This is a genomic window from Cognatiyoonia sp. IB215446 (assembly GCF_033963825.1).
Classification (GTDB): domain Bacteria; phylum Pseudomonadota; class Alphaproteobacteria; order Rhodobacterales; family Rhodobacteraceae; genus Yoonia.
Map to the genome: position 1 here is coordinate 998,173 of NZ_JAXBMD010000002.1, position 20,821 is coordinate 1,018,993.

Annotated in this window: 7 protein-coding genes and 1 pseudogene; 5 read left to right on the forward strand and 3 right to left on the reverse strand. The window is 55.8% G+C overall.

The genetic code is table 11. The features are described 5' to 3' along the window. The first annotated feature begins 46 nt into the window (after positions 1-46). The 4 genes and pseudogenes from SLH49_RS12515 to SLH49_RS12525 all read left to right on the forward strand — a co-directional run bounded on the left by SLH49_RS12515 (position 47) and on the right by SLH49_RS12525 (position 15,785). Entirely contained in the window at positions 47-10,864 is a 10,818-nt protein-coding gene (locus tag SLH49_RS12515) for a calcium-binding protein (protein WP_320269471.1), read from the forward strand. A gap of 817 nt (positions 10,865-11,681) precedes the next feature. Continuing rightward, positions 11,682-12,854, forward strand: coding sequence for an RsmB/NOP family class I SAM-dependent RNA methyltransferase (locus tag SLH49_RS12520; RefSeq protein ID WP_320269472.1), 1,173 nt, complete (start codon positions 11,682-11,684; stop codon positions 12,852-12,854). Between the two features lie 182 nt (positions 12,855-13,036). Beyond that, positions 13,037-13,327 (forward strand): annotated as a pseudogene (locus tag SLH49_RS22365) (hypothetical protein); the annotation flags it as partial. 205 nt (positions 13,328-13,532) lie between these two features. Continuing rightward, positions 13,533-15,785 carry an ATP-binding protein gene (locus SLH49_RS12525; protein WP_320269798.1) on the forward strand — a complete coding sequence of 751 codons (2,253 nt, stop codon included), beginning with the start codon at positions 13,533-13,535 and terminating at the stop codon, positions 15,783-15,785. Positions 15,786-15,819: 34 nt separating this feature from the next. On the opposite strand, the gene SLH49_RS12530 is transcribed toward SLH49_RS12525, so the two are convergent. From SLH49_RS12530 to SLH49_RS12540, 3 genes are read right to left on the reverse strand one after another with little or no spacing between them, the layout of a single operon-like run. Continuing rightward, entirely contained in the window at positions 15,820-16,791 is a 972-nt protein-coding gene (locus tag SLH49_RS12530) for a glucokinase (RefSeq protein ID WP_320269473.1), read from the reverse strand. A 7-nt stretch (positions 16,792-16,798) separates the two neighbouring features. After that, entirely contained in the window at positions 16,799-18,121 is a 1,323-nt protein-coding gene (locus SLH49_RS12535; protein ID WP_320269474.1) for a GH1 family beta-glucosidase, read from the reverse strand. An 8-nt stretch (positions 18,122-18,129) separates the two neighbouring features. Then, positions 18,130-19,155, reverse strand: a complete 1,026-nt coding sequence (locus SLH49_RS12540; protein ID WP_320269475.1) for a substrate-binding domain-containing protein — start codon at positions 19,153-19,155, stop codon at positions 18,130-18,132. Between the two features lie 283 nt (positions 19,156-19,438). On the opposite strand from SLH49_RS12540, the gene SLH49_RS12545 reads away from it, so the two are divergent. Continuing rightward, a complete protein-coding gene (locus tag SLH49_RS12545; RefSeq protein WP_320269476.1) occupies positions 19,439-20,797 on the forward strand; it encodes an ABC transporter substrate-binding protein in 1,359 nt (452 codons plus the stop codon). Positions 20,798-20,821: the final 24 nt, after the last annotated feature.

Consider the following 20,821-nt stretch of genomic DNA (forward strand, 5'->3'; position numbering starts at 1 on the left):
GGGCGCTATTCCTGGGCTGAGCGAAAAAGCACAGAACATAGCGTATATGCTTAATGAAACCACTACGTTGACTTATGAGCAACTCTTAGATTTCAAGTCCTTCATCGAGACTTTGCCTATCGAAATCCGCGTCCACATCGACCCAGAGCTGGGCGGCTTGCTAGAAGACCTTCTAGTAGATCGCGCTTTAGGTTTTGATCAGTTGGGGACACTTGAGCACAATTCGTTTGGTGAATCCTTTATTAACTTTGCGAAAGACGCTTGGACGCTCGCTACGACAGCCATCAACACTGCGCTTGATGCGTTGGGAATAGACACCGGCCCAGATCGCGAAGGAACCCAACGGCCGAGCGCTTATGAGGCCAACGGCGATCTCTTCTACGACGGAGGTACACCGGGCTATTTTCACGACGATCAGTGGATTACCGATGGTCAACTGCGTGAATATGGTCCCAACGGTCGTACTGTTCAACAGGAACTTCAATCCCTTAAGAACTATGACTTTTGGTTCGGAACCAATCGCGCTGCTGAATTCCCGGGAGTTCCGGACAATGACTACGGCGGCAGAAATGCATTCGAACGCGCTGATGATGCTATTGCTGCGAGCGGCGGCGGCGTTAGAGGTACGGTAAACGCAATTGGCGACGTCTTAGGTTTTGACGGTAGTTTTGGCTACGATGGTGCCTACGAGGATAACAACAGAAATGGTAGCAGGGACGGAGATAAGCGTGAAAGTAAGACTGACAGAAAAAATGACAGGGACAACGATAGAGACGATAGAAGGGACAGAGTTGATAAGGAAGCGATTGATCGAGCGGTCAAAGAAGCGCTGAAATCGGCACCTATCCTTTTCGACCTTGACGGCGACGGCGTACAGATCACGGAGTTGTCGAACTCTTCCGTCTACATGGACGCAACGGGCGATGGATTCGAAAACCGCACATCGTGGGCGGGCGCTGGGGATGCTGTTCTTTTCTATGACCCGGACAATCTCGGTGAGATCACGGAAAAGCGCCAATATGTCTTTACAGAATGGGACCCGACGGCAAATTCCGACATGGAGGCGCTTGCCTCTGTCTTTGACAGCAATGGCGACGGCGTTTTTGACGCGCAGGATGATGCGTGGGGCGACTTCAAGCTGTTGGTGACGAATGCGGATGGCTCGACCACGGCGAAGACGCTGACGGAGCTGGGCATTGTCTCGATTGATCTGACCCCGGATGCGACCAATATCGAGCTGCCCGATGGCTCGGTCATCACCGGCCAGACGACCTTCACACGCGATGATGGCTCCACCGGGACGGTGGCGGATGTGACGCTGATCGCCGAAGCCGATGGGCATCGGTTGGAGCAGGTGGAGAGTTTTGACGCGAACGGCACGCGGACCGAGGTGACGACGGGCTATGACGCGGATGGGTCGATTGCCTTTGTGAACACGACCGTGGTCAGCGCGGACGGCACGCAGATCGCCAACAGCTATGACGATAACGGCGATGGCGTTGTGGATCGCCTGCAGACGATTGATACCGTGACGCAGCCGGACGGGTCGCAGGTGAAGACCGTCACGAACTCGCTGGGGGCTGCGGCGGCGACGGCGATCCTGCTGAACCAGACGGTGACGACGACCAGTGCTGACGGCAACACGATCACGATTGAACGGGACTCGACCGGTGGTGGCTGGTTCGACCAGACCGAAGTGCGGGTGACGGCCACCGATGGCAGCATGACGATTGTCACGACAGATCAGGGCCAGGATGGCACGGTGATCCGGAGCGTGGGCGAGGCTGTCTCCGCCGATGGGATGACCCGCACGGAAGCCATCGACAGTGATGGGGACGGTGCCGCCGATGTGACGATGACCCACGCGATTGTGGTCAATCCCGATGGCAGCCGGTCCGAGACGGTGACGGTGCTGAACCAGGACGGCTCGGTCCGCTCGGTTGTGACCGAGACGGTGAGCGCGGATGGCCAGACCAAGACAATCGCGCGCGATGTGGATGGCGACGGCCAGGTGGATACGGTTGAGGATACCGATATCACGACCGGCCCCACGGGCAGCACATCGACGATGGTGGTGACCAATGGCGATGGGTCGCTGCGCAATGCGACCACCTATGTGCAGTCCGAGGATGCGCTGACCAAGACGTCGACCTCTGACCTTGATGGCGATGGTGACATCGATGTGACCACCGTGGATGCGACGGTGATTAATCCCGATGGGAGCCGTGTCCAGACCATCACATCCACCAACAATGATGGCTCGATCCGCGGGATGCAGCAGACGACGCTGGGTGCGGATAAGGTAAGTTCCGAGACTTACGTTGACCTCAATCAGAACGGCGTCTTTGAAGCAACCGATCTGGTGCGTGAGGTCACGGTCGACGGCGTGACCGGTGACCGGACCGCGACCACATGGGATCGCAATGCGGATGGGTCGGTGAATGCGACGTCTACCTCTGTCACAAGCGCGGATGGTCTGACCAGCACCACAGCGACGGATGCGGATGGCGATGGCGATATTGATACCAATATCAGCGACATCACGGTTGTGAACGGGGCCGGTGAGGCGACCCGGACGATCACGACGACCAATCAGGATGGCTCTCTGCGGAGCGAAGCCGTGGCCGTGACCAGCGCTGATGGTCTGGCCACAACCACAACCTTTGATACAGATGGCGACGGGAGCCTGGACGGGACCACTGAGGTACACCAGACCAACAATCCGGACGGCACAATTGTGCGCGAAAGCTCTACCTATGCTGGAGATGGCGTCACCCTCTTGTCGCATAGCGTGTCAACTGAGAGTGCTGACAGGCGCATTGTGACCACAGAGACGGACGCGAACGGGGATGGGCATATCGACAGCCGTGTTGTCTCGACACAGGCCGCCGACGGGTCGCGGATAATCGAAGAGACCAGCCTGCATGCTGATGGCTCCGTTGCCGCGACGCAAGTCACGACGCTCAGCGCAAATCGTCTGGAAAGCAGCGTCGCAACGGATGCCGATGGGGACGGCATGGTGGAAACCACCACGACCAGCACGACGGTTTTGACGGCAGATGGTGGCCGGACGCAGACGAGCGAGGTGCGCAATAATGACGGAAGCCTGCGCAGTCAGAGCATTGGCACAAACAGCGATGATGGCCTGACAACCACATCTCAGACGGATGCGGACGGCGACGGTAGCTTTGAACGTGAGAATACCGCCACAACTACGCTCCACACGGATGGCAGCATCTCGACGCTGGCCCAAACCCATGCCGAGAACGGCGATCTGATCAGCCAGACGCTCGCCGAGACCAGCGATGACGGGCTGATCGTAACGCAATCGTCAGATACCGACGGCGATGGCACCTATGATCTGATCAGCACCACAACCACAACGCTCGAGGTTGATGGCGGGACAACAACCGCCAATGAAGTGCGCGACGCGGCGGGTGTCCTACGCAGCGGCTCCACAACGACAGCCTCCGATGACGGGCGTCATGTGACCCGGTCCGTGGACATCAATGGCGATGGCAATGCTGATCAGGTCAGCGTGACGACGGAGGCTGATGACGGCAGATTGTCGACTACAACGTCGCAGTACGACGTTGATGGCGAACTGCAAAGCCGGTCCAGAACGGATGTTAGAGAAGCCGGAACGAAGGTTACCAAACTGTCGGATGCAAATGGTGACGGCGTTTATGAACTAAAGACGCTCTTTGTTAAGACCTATTTGGACGATGGTCGTGTTCGCGATGTTGCGGTGACCTATGGTGCCGATGGCACCGAGATTAGTCGAAGCCAAACGATAGCAAGCGCTGATGGTCGGGATGTGATCCGTACCGAGGATTACAATAAGGATGGCGTGGTAGATCTGACCGTGTCATCCGAGACGGATCTCGCAGCGAACGGCATTCAAACCCAAACAACGACCCGCTCATCAGCTGATGGCTCGACGATTGGAACGCTACAGGTCCAGACCAGTGCTGATGGCCGCACTATCACGACCACGAACGATACCGACGGCAATGGAAATGATGACCTTCGGTCTGTTACCACGTTGGCAGACGATGGGACACGCACCACAAACACCGAGTATCTTTCGACCGGCGGCGTGGTGGAGAGCTCCTATCGGGTGATCACCAGCGCCGATGGTCTGACGACAACGCGCCTGACAGATCGCAACGCAGACGGCGAAATTGATCTACGCACAGTAGAGACTTCGGCGATTCACGCCGACGGCACGGTGACACGCAGTGTGGAACATCGTGGACAGCATCACGTGCTCGAAGGCCGTGAAGAATATGTCGTGAGCGATGATGGCATGTCATCGACAATGTCGCTCGATCTCGACGGGGATGGCCTCTTTGATTATGAGACCGACGTCGAAACGACCTATCGTGGTAACGGCGACATCGTCCGTTCTGAAACGACTCGCAATGAAGAGTCTGATATCCTGGGCCAGGTCACGTCCAAGACCAGTGGCGATGGCTTGACCACGGAAACTGTCACCGATTACTCCGGGGACGGCAGCTTTGATCGCAGTACCTCGATTGTACGTGGCCCGGATGGCGGGTTCACCAGCGTGACGCATCACTACGGCGCTGGCTATGACCTGCAACGGACGGAAATCCAGACGCTAAGTGCTGACGAGCGCAGCAGCGTGACCGCAATCGATCGGGACGGCGATGGCTTTGTCGATCAGCAGGTGGAATCTGTCATTGATCTGAGCGGTAACACAACCACTACTTACAAAGACATTCAGATCAATAGTGTGATCAGCGACAGCGTTACCGGCTTCACAGCAGCTAACGGGATGCACACTGCCTACAGCTTCGACGTAGACGGCGATGGTACGACCGATATCACTCGCACAACAGACATCTCCTATGCCGATAATGGTAATATGGTCAGAACCTTCACCGAGACATTCGGTGCGGGCACGCGAGGCTATCAGGAAGTCACCACGACGGCCGCAGACGCTCTGTCATCCACATCAACATTTGACATGGATGGCGACGGGGACATCGACGGGACAACCAGTTCGGTCACAACCCTGAACACGGATGGCAGTCGCGAGACGATCACGGAAACGTATCATGCGGACGGCGAATTGCATTCGCGCGTTGCAGAAACCGTCAGCGCTGACGGGCGTATAACAACGCGCGAGATGGATTACGACGGGAACGGGATTGCAGATAAGCTGTCTGAAACCGTTATTGCTTCTGATGGTTCCCGCGTGGAAACCGAATCCGCGTTTAACGAGGCCGGTATCCGGAACAATACGTTTATCACGACGACCTCAGTCGATGGGCTGACCACGACGGTGCTGCGCCAAGGGAATGAGCAAACGACCACGCGCTCAGTCGTGGATAATGGAACCTACACCTGGAACAACGGTATCGCCAGTAACGCAAACGGACATCGCATTGCCGAACACACTGTGGATGCCCTTGGTGTGGAAACCTGGCATCTCACCTGGCGTGAAGATGGCGTGACAAACACAAGCGAGGTTCGGCTTGACGCTGCTGCGAAAGATCGTCTGATTGATGAGGCTGCCAGCATCTATGATGCCGTCCTTGATCGTGGTCTCGATACCGTCGAGAGCGAAGACCTTGTCCGTTGGGTCGATGACGGTCAGCTTGATAAGTCCGCATTGATTGCCGAATTGATGGGGTCAGGTGAATACACCGTCCGCTACGGCGAGATGTCCCATGCCGAGTTCATCACGCAGATGTACATGAACAGTTTTGGACGTAGTCCAAGCATGGTGGAATTAAAGGACCATTTAGCACCGCTCGCCAGTGGCACAAAGTCGCGCGAAGAGGTGGCGCTAGAGCTGGCAGATTCTGTTGAACATGCGGTTGTTGGCAATACACACTTACTCACAAACAACTTTGATGTGATCATGAATTCGGCCGTGTTCGAGCGCAGCCTCGATAAGGCCTATATCGAGGCGATGGTTACGAACCTTGTTGATGTCGTCTATGACCGCGACCCCACGACCCAGGAACTCAGCTATCTCTCGGAACTTCTGCTCGAAGGTGACAAGTTGCCTGATGATATCGTCGGCATCCTCATGGGTGTTGAGGGGGATATCCAAGGTGTGTCATCGGCGAGCTTGCATGATCTGTCCGGTGCAAATCTTGTCACACAGGCATTCCAGAATGCACTCGGGCGCGCACCAACACAGGTGGAACTGGATCTATGGGTCAGCAACATCTCGGGTGGCCTCATTACTGCAGAACAGTTCGTGGCCTCACTTGCGCAGAGCACTGAGCACCTCGAGACCGGAAATGAGCATTTAGTCAATGCGGCACCAACAGTAACGACAAGTACAGGGACCTCCGGAAACGATAGTATCACAGCTGGCAGCGGCCAGGACTACATCCTCGGCCTAGAAGGCAATGATACGCTGTGGGGAAAGGCTGGCAGCGACATTATAGTCGGTGGGCTTGGCGATGATCGCTATGGCGGCAAAGAAGGCTCCGATACCTACATCTGGAAGAAGGGTGACGGAAACGACACCATTGAAGACAATGGTATCTCCTGGATCGATGAGGATACACTAATCCTAGAGGATGTGGACGCTTCTGACGTCACACTGACCAGAGCAGATGGAAGCACGCAACTGGTTATCACGATCAGCGCGACCGGTGAGACCATCACGGTCAAGGACAATTTCAGCAACGACAACCCCGGTCGCGGCATTGAGCGGATCATCTTCTCAGACAATACCGAATGGCATCTTCAGGATATTCGCGAACAAACCAAGGTTTTTGGCACGTCCGGAAACAACACCGTGGATGGGAAGAACTACGATGACAATCTGTTTGGCCTGGAAGGGAATGACACGCTTATAGGATATGCTGGCGATGATGTTTTGGACGGCGGCACTGGCAACGACGAATTGAACGGTGGCGCGGGCGACGATACCTACATCTGGTCTCGTGGGGATGGTGCAGACACGATCAGAGAGACATCAAATCAATCCCCTGAGCGGCCATCTGACGTTGACACGTTGGTATTGGTGGATGTTCTTTCGACCGAGGTCACACTCGTGCGTGACCGTTCCAGCAGCACGGCAATGGACGATCTGCATCTGATGGTCTCCGATCCTAGCGGCGACGTGAAGATCGACATTCTTGATCAATTTGGCGCGCCCGGAGAAGGCATCGAGAAGATCGAATTTGCGGATGGCGTTGTTTGGACGCGTCAGGACATCATTGAACGGACGACGATTGATGGCAACGACAGCAATAACACGATCACCGGGCTGGCATCGGATGACAACATTTACGGACATGACGGAAACGACACGTTGGATGCCGGAGCGGGCAATGACGTACTCATCGGTGGAATTGGAAACGACACCCTCAAAGGCGGTGATGGCGGCGATACATACGTGTGGTCAGTTGGTGATGGTGATGACAAAATCAATGAAAAAGAGACGTCCGACCTGACGCAGGTTGACCGTCTGCAGTTTACTGACGTGAACAGTGCCGATGTCCAATTGTGGCGCGAGAACAGCAGTGATGGTGAAACGCGCAACGACCTGTATATCACCATAAATGGTACCGAAATTGTTGAAGTGTTTGATCAATTCAGCGGAAATGGTGAAGGCATTGAGCAAATCGTATTTGCTGATGGTGTGATCTGGGACAGAGAGGATGTATTCAGCCGGACACGCCTAGAGGGCACAAATGAAGATGATGTTGCAGAGACAGCGATTGTCGCGACTCTCTACGGGATTGAGATGCAACTCGTTGGGTCGTCTGCACGTGACAACATATGCGGACTTGGAGGTAACGATGTGTTGCGCGGCCAAGGTGGCGACGACTGGCTGTATGGCGGTTTAGACGATGACACACTTTATGGTGGAACAGGCAACGACACCTATGTTTGGCAATTGGGTGACGGTAACGATACGATCCGGGACACCAGCGCGACCGATGCCGAAACGGATACGCTGCGGCTGACCGATGTGGCGTCTGATGGTGCAGCGCTCTCAAAATCTGGCGATGACCTGCTTGTGACGATCGGCAGCGAAGTGATCACCGTGGTTGATCGTTTCGATGTCGGCACAAACGGTGACGGCGATGGGGTGGAGTTCATCACCTTTAGCGACGGCGTGTTTGTGGAAGTCCTGGGTGGAGCACTTGCGGAAGTCGTTACAACCGGAACGGATGCAGCAGATACGCTCAATGGGTGGGGACTCGAAGACACGATCTATGGCCTCGGCGGCAATGACACTCTCAGCGGTCAAGGCGGCGATGACACACTGATTGGTGGTGCAGGTGTTGACACACTGCGCGGTGGCTCAAGTTCAAACCAGAGTTCAAACGGCAATGATACCTACGTTTGGGCAATGGGTGACGGCAACGATATCGTCGAAGATAGAGGCTGGACCGCCACAGAGACAGACACTCTTCGTTTGACGGATGTTGCATCAGACGGTGTGTCCCTGCATCGCGAAGAAGGCCAGGACGACCTTATTGTCACCATTTTACAGACTGGCGAACAGATCAAAGTTCTGTTCCAGCATCACAGTTCATATGATGGCCATGGCATCGAAGCGATCGCGTTTGCGGATGGTGTTGTGTGGTCTCATGATGAAATCTACGCGCAAACCATTGTCAGCGACGATAATGGGAGTGGAGCCGTCGGTGGCACCCGACATACCGATGTTATCTTGGGAGGCGATGGCAACCAGATCCTCAGCGGTCAAGGCGGCGATGACACACTGATTGGTGGTGCAGGTGTTGACACACTGCGCGGTGGCTCAAGTTCAAACCAGAGTTCAAACGGCAATGATACCTACGTTTGGGCAATGGGTGACGGCAACGATATCGTCGAAGATAGAGGCTGGACCGCCACAGAGACAGACACTCTTCGTTTGACGGATGTTGCATCAGACGGTGTGTCCCTGCATCGCGAAGAAGGCCAGGACGACCTTATTGTCACCATTTTACAGACTGGCGAACAGATCAAAGTTCTGTTCCAGCATCACAGTTCATATGATGGCCATGGCATCGAAGCGATCGCGTTTGCGGATGGTGTTGTGTGGTCTCATGATGAAATCTACGCGCAAACCACTGTCAGCGACAATAACGGGAACGGAGTTGTCGACGGCACCCGGCACAAGGACGTTATCCTGGGAGGTGATGGCGACGAGACCCTGAAGGGCCTGACTGGCAACGATTATCTTTACGGTGAAGCGGGAAATGACCGTCTGGAAGGTGGCGATGGCAGCGATCACCTGTTCGGCGGCGATGGTAATGATATTTTGACCGGTGGTAATGGTGACGACAAGATACAGGGCGGTGCAGGCGATGACTATGTTTACAGCGGCACCGGTGATGATTGGGTAGATGGTGGGGATGGCGTCGACACTTTCGATAACTCGGTATTCAATACCCACACAGAGGTGAATTTACAAACAGGTGTGCTGTACTCCAGTGGTTCCTGGGGAAACTCCGTAGAAATACTATTGGGAATTGAGAACTACATTGGCACACAGGCAGGTGACAACATCTATGGTTCCTCTGCCGACAATATGCTTGACGGTCAAGCTGGAGACGATGCTCTTGAGGGACTTGATGGCGACGATGTGCTTAAGGGAGGCGACGGTGCAGACACGCTAGATGGCGGTCTTGGCGATGACAGACTCGTTGGCGGTAGCGGCAATGATACATATGTTTACAAACGGGGCTATGGGGCGGACACGATAAGCGATAGCGGCAGTTCCGCGAGGGGCAACGACCCCGATAGTCCTGGGGGTGACCGAATAAAGTTCGGTGAAGGAATAGAAGTCACTGATCTGATACTGCAGGTAGATGGGAAGGCCCTGAAGATCTATGTTGCAGATGGTCCGAGCCCGTCCGACAGTCTGCCGCAAACCGCCGATGTGATATCGATCTACAACTGGAGTTTGTCAAACGGTCGTGTCGAGTCGCTTGAGTTTGCAGATGGAACCCTGGTCGATCTGACACAGATCAGCCACGACTCGTTCGGCGCAGACCTCATCGCACCCGTTACAAACCCTTATCAGGCACCATATCAGTATATTGCGTCCTATGATGATCTGATTGATGCATTTGGCGCAAATGCAAGCGCAGGCCGGAACCACTACACTGATCACGGTGCGGCTGCAGGGCGGTACGTCACATTTGATGCACTCAGCTACATCGCCTCATATAGTGGGTTAATGGCTGCTTTCGGCACGGATGCAGAACTTGGCGCGCGACACTACATCAACCACGGGCGTGCTGAGGGTCGTGAAATCACTTTTGACGCAGATCAATACTTGGCGAACTATGCGGAGGTCAGAGCGCTTTTTGGATATGATCCTGAGGCTGCTACCGCGCATTACATCGAAGTTGGTCGGCTTCAGGGTCACACGTCTGAAGCCGTTGAGGGTGCGCTGAGCGGTGACGCATGGCATGAGTTTGCGGTTCGTGACGCCATTGATGATGTAATGTCGGGAGGAAACGGAGCTGATTGGATTGATGGTTTCATAGGCAACGACACCATCAGTGGAAATGGTGGCGATGATGTTCTGTTCGGTCGGTCGGGCGCGGATGCGGTAACCGGTGGGACCGGCGCTGATATCATTATTGGCGGCACTGACAACGATACACTCACAGGCGGAACAGGCGCTGACACATTTGTCTTTGATTTAGGTGATGGCCTAGACACCATCACCGACTTTGAGGAGGGCATTGACCTGATCAGCTTCAAGGGGACGGGCCTGACCTTTGCTGATCTGAATATACTCACTCGCAGCGATGGGTTAACGATCGTGGGCTACGGTAACAGCAGCATTGGGCTTGAGAACACCTTCGGATTGATTGACGAGAGTGATTTCGTTTTCAACTGAGAAAAGTACGCAGTATCTGCAGACTACTTTGAGTGTTCTGAGATAACTCTGCCGATGCTTATCACGTGAGACTCTTCGTCATAGGGCTAAGCAAAAGGGGCTCTGTTCGAAGATAACGGGGCAACGAGGCGTCAGAGCGTGCAACGCGGCCTGCTTACATCGATTGGAGCGCAGCTGCAGTCAAGAAGGATCGCAAGGAGGCGACTAGCGGTGCACTTGAGCTCCTTTCTAAGGCTGTGAACATCGGCGTGTGCGCATTCTGTCAAAGTCAGATTGTCTCAAACCTAGCACCATTTGAGGATTCAGTTGAGTGTTTCTGGAGTGACCCGCGTTTGCCCGACGCGCTACAAACTGCGATCCCGTTAGCCTTGACGCACTGCCGGTAGCTGTAAATGCGAGGTCAAAAGACTTGATGGATACAACCTGAGTAATGGAGCTGGGACAGGTGAGGCGAATACTGAAAACTCGCGCAATAGGACGTTGTTATGATCCATGACCGCCCAGATACTCCATGTCGTCTGTCTATAACTAAGGTTCTGCAAACAACATGGGCCAGAAACCGTTTTCTGAAAGACAGCCGCCATCACGATCTGCGAGACATTATCTATGATTGGTTGTCGGTGCGGACGATTCATTTCGAGACATTGAGCAGCACTGAGAAAAGCCTCGTCAGAAGCCCAAGCTTGGTTGTTTGAACGTCACATGCTCGCGCAAGAATTGGCTAAGTTAAAGGTTGAGTTGGAGCAAAGAACAAGAAGCTTTAACATCACCGGCGGTAGCTTTGGTGACCGAGACCGATGATACGAGATAGACTTCCATGACACCGGCGGCACGAATTGGCGCTGCCATCGACTTGATAGACCGCATCCAAGCGGGTGAACTAGCGGACGGTGCTTTGGCTGACTGGGGGCGCAAGAACCGATACGCAGGTTCAAAGGATAGAGCAGCCATCGGTGACATCGTTTACGATGTATTAAGAAAAAGGCAGAGTTTTGCATTACTAGGCGGGGGTGAGACCGGAAGAGCGCTTTTGCTCGGTTATGTTCGTGCAAGCGGAAAAGATCCAAAGTCTGTTTTCGGGGCGGATCGATACGCACCAAGAGAGCTCAGCAATGATGAGCTATCCTCCGATCAGCTTGCCCAAGTTAAATTGAGTGAGGTTTCAGATTTTCCCGATTGGCTTTGGCCTTATCTAGTACGTTCGCACGGAGATCGAGCACTATCCATCGCGCGCGCCTTGCGGGACAGGGCGCCAGTGCATCTTCGCGTAAATCTTCAGAAACTAAGCCGCGACACAGCCATTGCTTCGCTTGCTGAGGAGGGAGTCGAAACCGAGCCGTTAGGCCTATCACCCTCTGCCTTGCAGGTCGTGGAAGGAGCAAGAAGAATCAGAAACTCGATTTCTTATCAAAACGGCATTGTCGAACTGCAGGATGCTTCATCGCAGGCTGTCGCGGATTTAGTTCCGCTTGGACAGGGCGAGACGCTACTGGATTTTTGTGCCGGGGCCGGTGGAAAGGTTTTGGCCATAGCCGGACGCACAACTGGAATTTTCTTTGCACATGATATTGAAAAGCACAGAATGAAGGATTTGCCCAAAAGGGCTAAACGCGCTGACGTGCGCGTCAGTCGAATCACTCTTGAAGAAATAGACGATGTTCAACAACGATTTGACACAGTCCTAGTTGACGCACCATGCTCGGGCAGCGGGTCGTGGCGTCGTGATCCACAAGGGAAGTGGTTGCTGACCCCCGACAAGCTTGATCGAATTCTTACTTCACAGAAAGAAATCCTCGATCGCGCAGCCCAGCTCGTAAAACCTGGGGGTCATCTTGTCTATTCAACCTGCTCACTATTGGACTGCGAGAATGAGCTCCAAATGAAGGAGTTTTTGACCCGTAGCGTTGATTTCTCGACCATCGTCGAACAACATTTCTCCCCTTTGTCAGAAAGCGATGGCTTCTATTGCTCAGTGCTTCGTAAGGACTGATTTCCAGAAAAATGAACGCAAGCGGGGGGGGCAAATGGCTCGCCTTCGCGGACCTTTACCCAGATGCAGAGGTGTTTGCCCATGATATTGCACCCGCACGGATAACGGACCTGCCAGAGCGCGCAAGGTGCGCCAAGGTGAATATCACCCGCCTACCAACAAAGTAATTTGTCGGGCAGGCCTCCTTTGATGTCGTGTTTTGTGACCCGCCATGCAGTGGCAGTGGGAGATGGCGGTGCACGTCTGACGCGAAATGGCGCCTCACCGAAGAGCGGCTTGCTGCGCTGCAGAAGACGCAGGTGGATGTGCTTGCAAGGGCGGCCCCACTTGCGGCTTCGGGAGGGTGCCTTGCCTACGCCATTTGCTCGGTTTTGGGAGACGAAAACGAGACAATAACTGCGAGGTTTTTTGCGAGCATATCCCAACTGGCAAATCGCCGATCAACACAGGCTTTTGCCCAACGACGCCGGTAATGGTTTCTTTCTGTGTATTTTGGTGCAAAAATAGAACAACCCACGATTGTTGTGACGCCTGTGCATAGAACATGCTTAAGCATTGGTTAATCCTTCGACGGTAGATGCGTGGGGGATTGTTTAACGAGGATTGATCGTGCCAAAAGACCAGACGCTCAGCGTGACTGAGGAGGCGGTGGAGGATCGTTCTCTATCGCCGCTTGCCATGGTGTTGGCGGTGGCCGGGCTGTTTGTTATCCTGTCCTTCTTTACGGATCTTGACATATTTCGCATCGGGCTTCTGATCGGCGGCGTCACGCTGATCTTTCTGACAATAGCGCTTTGGTTGCGCGATTGGGTGACACGTGTCTGGGGCCAGCGACTTGATGCCACCATTCGGCAGCTTATGAGACATGACGCGGACAATGTTTTTCTTACCGATGCGGGTGGGCGGATTTCCTTTGCCAATCAGGTGGCGACGGCGCGTTTTGGCGATTGCATCGGTGCATCCCTTGGCCAGGTATTTGCCGAGATGCTGGCCAATCCCGATCCGGTGCTGCGACGTTTGTCTGCACGAGTCCGACAGGGCGGTGCGAGCAAGGAAGATATCGTGACGCGGCAGGGTCATTTCCGGCTAAGTGCCTCGGCGATTGGTGATAACCGCCTGCTGTGGCGGCTCGATGATCTCGGTGAATTGAACGGCGTTGCAATCCAAGCGCCTGACCTGACGCCTTTGCCTGTGATACATGCTGAGCCAAATGGCACGATCACTCGTCTAAACCCCGCCGCGCGCGGCTTGCTGGGGCGTCGCCCCAAGACTCTGAGCGAGGTTTTTGAAGACGCGCCAATCCGCACAGGTCAGACACTTCAGATTGCCGCCTCGGAGGGCCGCAAGAACGTCCTTATCGCCGAACTTGATGGGCAAGACGGCGCCCGCGATATCTTCTTGCTGCCGCATGTGCAAAACGCAGATGCCCCGCGCCAGCTTGAGGCGGGCTGGGACGCGATTGAGGATTTGCCAGTCCCGCTTTTAAAGATCGCGTCTGACGGCCTCGTGCTTGCGTCAAATCGCGAGGCGCGTCAATTGCTGCATCTTGAAACGACGCAAGGCCGCCGCATGGCTGATATGCTGGATGGATTGGGTCGCCCGATCAACGATTGGCTGCGCGAAGCCTCAGAAGGGCGCGGTGGTCAGGCCTCGCAATTCCTGCGGGGACGCGGCGACAATCAGGATACATTTGTGCAGGTCACCCTGAACCTCGCTGGCGGAGCGCGAGACCCGCATCTGATCGCTGTTTTGAACGATGTGACCGAACTGAAGACGCTAGAGGCGCAGTTTGTGCAAAGCCAGAAGATGCAGGCCATTGGTCAGCTTGCGGGTGGCGTGGCCCACGACTTTAACAATCTGTTGACCGCCATTTCCGGCCATTGTGACCTCTTGCTACTTCGCCATGACGATGGCGACCAGAACTATGGTGACTTGATCCAGATCCATCAGAACGCCAACCGCGCCGCGAGCCTCGTAGGACAACTGCTCGCGTTTTCTCGGAAGCAGAACCTGCAACCAGAGGTGATTGACTTGCGCGACACGTTGTCGGAACTGACGCATCTTCTCAACCGGCTGGTGGGGGAGAAAGTGACCTTGTCACTCTATCACGACCCCGCACTTGCACAGATCAAGGCCGACAAACGTCAGCTTGAACAGGTTTTCATGAACCTTGTGGTGAATGCGCGCGATGCCATGGATGGCGCCGGTGACATCAAGGTCGTGACCGAAAACCTGACGCTGAAAACTCAGATGATCAAGGATCGTGCCGAGGTGCCACCCGGCGAGTATGTTGTCGTCAAAGTCATAGATGAGGGGCACGGGATTGCACCCGAAAAACTGCAGAAGATTTTTGAGCCGTTCTGGACAACCAAACGCCCGGGTGAGGGGACTGGTCTTGGCCTTTCAACCGCCTACGGGATCGTGAAACAGACCGGTGGTTTCATCTTTGCCGAAAGCGAGCCGGGCAAGGGCACGCAGTTCTCGCTTTTGTTCCCAAGCCATCGCGTGCCCGTGGCCGAACCGGTACCAATCACGCCGCCTGATGCCAAATCCATGAATGTAAAAGGCGATGGTGTGGTCCTGCTGGTCGAAGATGAAGCACCCGTGCGTGCGTTTGCCTCGCGCGCGTTGCGATTGCGTGGCTATACCGTGCTTGAAGCGGATTGTGCCGAGGCGGCGTTGGAAATGCTGACGGACGAGGCGCTAAAGGTCGATATCTTTGTGACCGATGTGATCATGCCCGGCATGGATGGCCCAACGTGGGTGCGTCAGGCATTAAAGAAACGCCCCGACACGCGTGTTGTCTTCGTGTCAGGCTACGCGGAGGATGCGTTTGGCGACGATCAAACCCAGATCCCGAATTCGGTCTTCCTGCCCAAGCCGTTTTCACTCAACGCTTTGACACAGACGGTTCACGGGCAGTTGCATTGACGAGGGCGTCTTCGTTACGTCGCCGAACGGCGCGTCAGCTTTGCAAGGCCACCAGGTGTGACGCGGACCCAGTCAACGCCGCGTAATCATCCTCAACCACATGGACCGCGAAGTTGCTCATGAAGCCCGCAAAACGCCCCTTATCGCGGAACGCTTCGGCGAAACCAAACTGCCCCAGATGCGGCGCGAAGGCGCGCGCGACGCCGCCCACCAAGTAAACCCCGCCAAAGGGCAGTTGGATCAGCGACAGGTTCCCACAGACCGTGCCCAAGATACGCGTGAAAAGCCGTGCCGCCGCCACCGCACGCGGATCGCTGCCATCGGCACAGGCCGCCATAATATCCTTGGCAGCTGCCTCGCGGGGCGCGCCGTCCTCTTGCCCCAGAAAGGCATAGGCGCGTTCAAGCCCGCGTCCCGAAAGCACATCCTCCACGGCGGGAAAGCCATGCGCCGTTGATACAAACTGGCAGAGGCGCAGTTCCATCTCGTTGCGAATGGGCAGGTTGGCGTGGCCACTTTCGGAAGGCGGGACAACGCGGCCTTGTTCAAGATCAAAGACCGGGGCGGCGTTAAAGCCAGTGCCGACGCCCACCATCAAACGCGCCGCATTTGGCTGACCCGAAGGCCCAGGCAAAATGGTGCGGATATTGGCCGGATCAATGTAGCCCAAAGCATGCCCTTGCGCCTGCAGGTCGTTCAGGATCGCAACTGTTTCAGCACGGGTCGCCCTTGCGAGCGATTCTTTATCAATGGCCCAGTCGAGATTGGTGAGAGTCGCACGGCTGTCGCGGACGGGGCCAGCGACGGCCACGCAGGCCGCTTTGGGATCAACACTGCCTTCATCGGCGATGTACTGGCGTAAAACGGATTCGAGACCGGGATAATCAGCGTTGCGAAAGCGCCGGATCGTGCCCTCGACAATGTCTCGCTCGTGGGCCAGGGCCACGCGCGTATTGGTGCCGCCGATATCGGCAACGAGCGAATAAAGATTGTCGGGATGAGCCATAGTCTTCCTAACGCGCGATGGCGGATTTGAGCGCGTGATAAGACGCTTTCGGGGTGCGCTTCAAGGTCTCGAAATCCACGTGGATCAGGCCAAAGCGTTTTTCATAGCCAAAGGCCCATTCGTAATTGTCCAGAAGCGACCAATAGAAAAAGCCCCGGACATTGGCACCTTCGGCAATCGCCTGAGTTGTTGCGGCCATGTGATCGGCGATAAATTGGATGCGCGTCTGATCAGTGACAGCGCCGTCTTCAATGTGATCATTCCAGGCCATGCCATTCTCGGTCACATAAATCGGCAGATCGCCCACATAGTCGCGGGCGAGCCGGGTCAGAAAGCTCCTGAGGCCATCAGGATAAATCTCCCACCCCATCTGGGTCTTAGCGCCCGGCCCCTCTTCGGAGGTGGTGTGCGGCCACACATTGTTCGCAGTGGCGCTGAGCAAGTGGCGGGTGTAGTAGTTGACACCCAGAAAATCGAGGCGCTGGCTGATCAGCGCCATGTCGTCTTGCCAGCCGCCCGGCATATGCGGGGCGAAGCCTTCCAGCGCTTCGCTGGGATACGTGCCCTTGGTGATTGCCTCGATAAACCAGCGGTTAAAGATGGCATCCGTTGTGGCAGCGGCCTGAACTGCATCAGCACTGTCGTCCTTCGGGTCGGTGTGATCGAAATTCAGCACAATACCGCAGTTTGAGATGCCTTTGGCGCGCAGGCGTTCAAGTGCTGTGCCATGGGCCAGAAGGATGTGGTGCATCGCACGTGCTGCTGCGCGGATGTCGCGCAGACCGGGCGCGTGATGACCAAGAAAATGCGACAGATACGCGACACACCAAGGCTCATTGATGGTCGCGACAGAGCTGACGCGGTCGCCAATCCGGTCGGTGATCACATCAGTGAAATCGCCGAAATAGGCGCAAGTGTCGCGATTGGTCCAGCCGCCCTTGTCGGCCAGGACAGAAGGAAGCTCCCAATGATAAAGCGTCTGAAACGGCTGCAGTCCGCGTTCCAGCATCGCGTCAACAAGCCGGTCATAGAAGTCGAGCCCTTCTTCATTCATCTGGCGCCCGTCCGGCATGACCCGCGCCCAGGACGTGGAAAAGCGATAGGCGTCAAAGCCTGCCTCTTTCATCAGGTCCAGATCTTCGGCAAAGCGGTGGTAGTGGTCGCAGGCAATCGCACCGTCTTCTGCGCGCACGACATTGCCGGGACCTGCGGCGAATGTGTCCCAATGTGTTGGGCCCGCGCCGCCAAACTGATGCCCTTCGATCTGGTAAGCAGCGGTGGCCGCCCCGAACACAAAGCCAGCCGGGAAATCCGAGCGTTGAAAGTTCATGTTGATCCTTAGCTTGGGGCAGGGCCCGTGGATTGGCCGACCATCAATTCGGCTTCGAGAAGCTGGTTTTGCGGCGCCAAAAGCGGGTTGGCCACGTGATCAAGCAGCATTGCGGCGAGGCGTCGACCCGCCTCGCGTACGGACGACCGCGTTGCAGTGAAGATCGGCACGTCGCCGCCATTTTGCAGATAAGACAGCACGTCGTCATGGGTGACGACTGAGACGTCAACACCCATGCGCAAACCGCGCTCCTCAATCGCCCGGCGCACGCCAAGGGCACTGATCAATGACGAACACAAGATCGCTGTGGGCGGGCCGCCACCGTCAAGCATTGCAGCGGTCGAGCGGTAACCGAAATCCTCTGTCATTTCGCCCGAACGCATGAGCATCGGATCAAGTGGCAGATCACGTTCGATCAGCGCATGCGCATAGCCGTCACGGCGCCGATGAGCGAAATCCATCATTTCAAGCCCGTTGATCAGGGCAATGCGCCGGTGGCCTAGATCGTAGAGAAAGGCCGTGGCACGCGCAAAAGCGCTGCGATTATTCACGTCAAGCCAAGTGTAAGGCTGGCCGACACCCGAGGCGCGCCCATGCACCGCAAACGGCAGCCCCAGGTCGTGCAATAAGCCGATCCGGGGGTCATCCATCCGCGGCCCATGCACGATCACCCCGTCAACCGCGCGGCGTGATTTCAAACCGCGATAGACCTGTTCTTCGTCCTCATCGTCAACAATGGAGAGGATCATCTCATAGCCGTGCCGCGAATAGGTCTCGCCCGCACCGGCGATGAAATCGCCAAAAACCGGGTTCACCATCTCGTGCTTGTTTGAAACCGGTATGACATGGCCGATGGCCAGCGCTTTGCCGGTTGCCAACCCTTTCGCGCGATTGCTTGGGCGGTAGTTGAACGCTCTCGCGGCTTCTTCGACACGGGCGCGCGTGGCTGGGCTCACTTCGGGATAGCCGTTAAGCGCACGGCTCACGGTCGTTTGGCTAAGTCCCAGATTTTGCGAGAGTTCTTTGAGGTTCATCTTGTCGTAAAGTCGTTCAAAGCGCTTTCATTTTCTGCCGCCTGGTTTGGCTCAAATCCGCTGTAGTTCGGCCCCGTAATCGTTTCAGTAAACCGCAGATTTGAAAAATCCAAGCCTTTTTTCCCAAGCACTGGCGTGTTGACAGGGCCGACAACATGCTCAACTGTAACGTCATCCAAAGCGCTTTGAACATGATTCCTTTGCGCCAGATGGGCAAACCGCGCGCGAAGCGTGCAGAAATAAAGTCACGCATACCGCAAGGGTGCGATTGGGAGGACGATCAATGAAAACGAAACTGTATGCCAGCGTGGCAGCGGTTGGTCTGATGGCGAGCACCGTTCAGGCGGACGGCCATTTGGTCTATGCGCCGGGAGAGGGCGATTTTAGCTGGGACAGCTACAATGAATGGGCTGCAAACGCACCTGACCTCAGCGGGCAATCCGTCACGGTCTTTGGCCCGTGGTTGTCGCCCGAGGATGATTTCTTTCGGTCGGCTATCGCCTATTTTGCTGATGCGACCGGTGCCAACGTCACCTATACCGGCTCAGACGGGTTCGAGCAGCAGATCGTGATTGATGCCGAAGCCGGTTCAGCCCCCAACGTAGCTGTCTTCCCCCAACCGGGTCTGGCGGCGACGATGGCCGCGCAAGGTCTGCTGACGCCATTGGGTGACGACATGGCATCCTGGGTCGCCGACAACTACGCCGCCGGTCAGTCCTGGGTGGATCTGGGCACTTATGCGGATGCCAGCGGTGATGACCAGTTCTATGGCTTCTTTTACAACGTGAACGTCAAATCGCTGGTCTGGTACAGCCCCGAGAATTTCGAGGACGCCGATTACGAAGTGCCAGAGAGCATGGAGGACCTGATCGCGTTGTCTGAACAGATCATCGCAGATGGTGAGACGCCTTGGTGCATCGGTCTGGGTTCCGGCCCTGCAACGGGGTGGCCTGCGACTGACTGGGTCGAAGACATCATGCTGCGCACACAGACGCCCGAAACCTATGATCAGTGGGTGACCAACGACATCCCATTCAACGATCCAAAGGTTATTGAGGCTGTCGAAACCTTCGGCATGTTCGCTAAGAATGACGACATGGTTGCAGGTGGTTCTGCCGCTGTCGGGTCGACTGACTTCCGCGACAGCCCAACCGGTCTCTTCTCGTCGCCACCACAATGCTACATGCACCGCCAGGCCTCTTTCGCCACTGCGTTCTTCCCTGACGATGTTGTGCCTGGCGAGGATGCAGATTTCTTTTACTTCCCATCCTTCGCAGAAAAAGACCTTGGTAACCCGGTTCTGGGTGGCGGCACATTGATGGCTGTGACCAATGCGTCCGATGCGACGATGGAGTTCATGGAGTATCTGCAACTGCCGCTCGCCCACGAGGTGATGATGGCGCAGACGGGTTTCCTGACACCGCATTCCGGCGTGAACCTTGACACGTACAAGGATGAAATCCTGCGGGGCCAGGGGGAAATCCTGCTGAACGCAACGACTTTCCGCTTCGACGCATCCGACCTGATGCCGGGCGCTGTTGGTGCCGGCACGTTCTGGACGGGCATGGTTGACTATGTCGGCGGTGCTGACGCCGAAACCGTGACGACTGCGATTCAGAACAGCTGGGACGCGCTGAAGTAAGCGGATGAAATCAAGTCAAAGAGC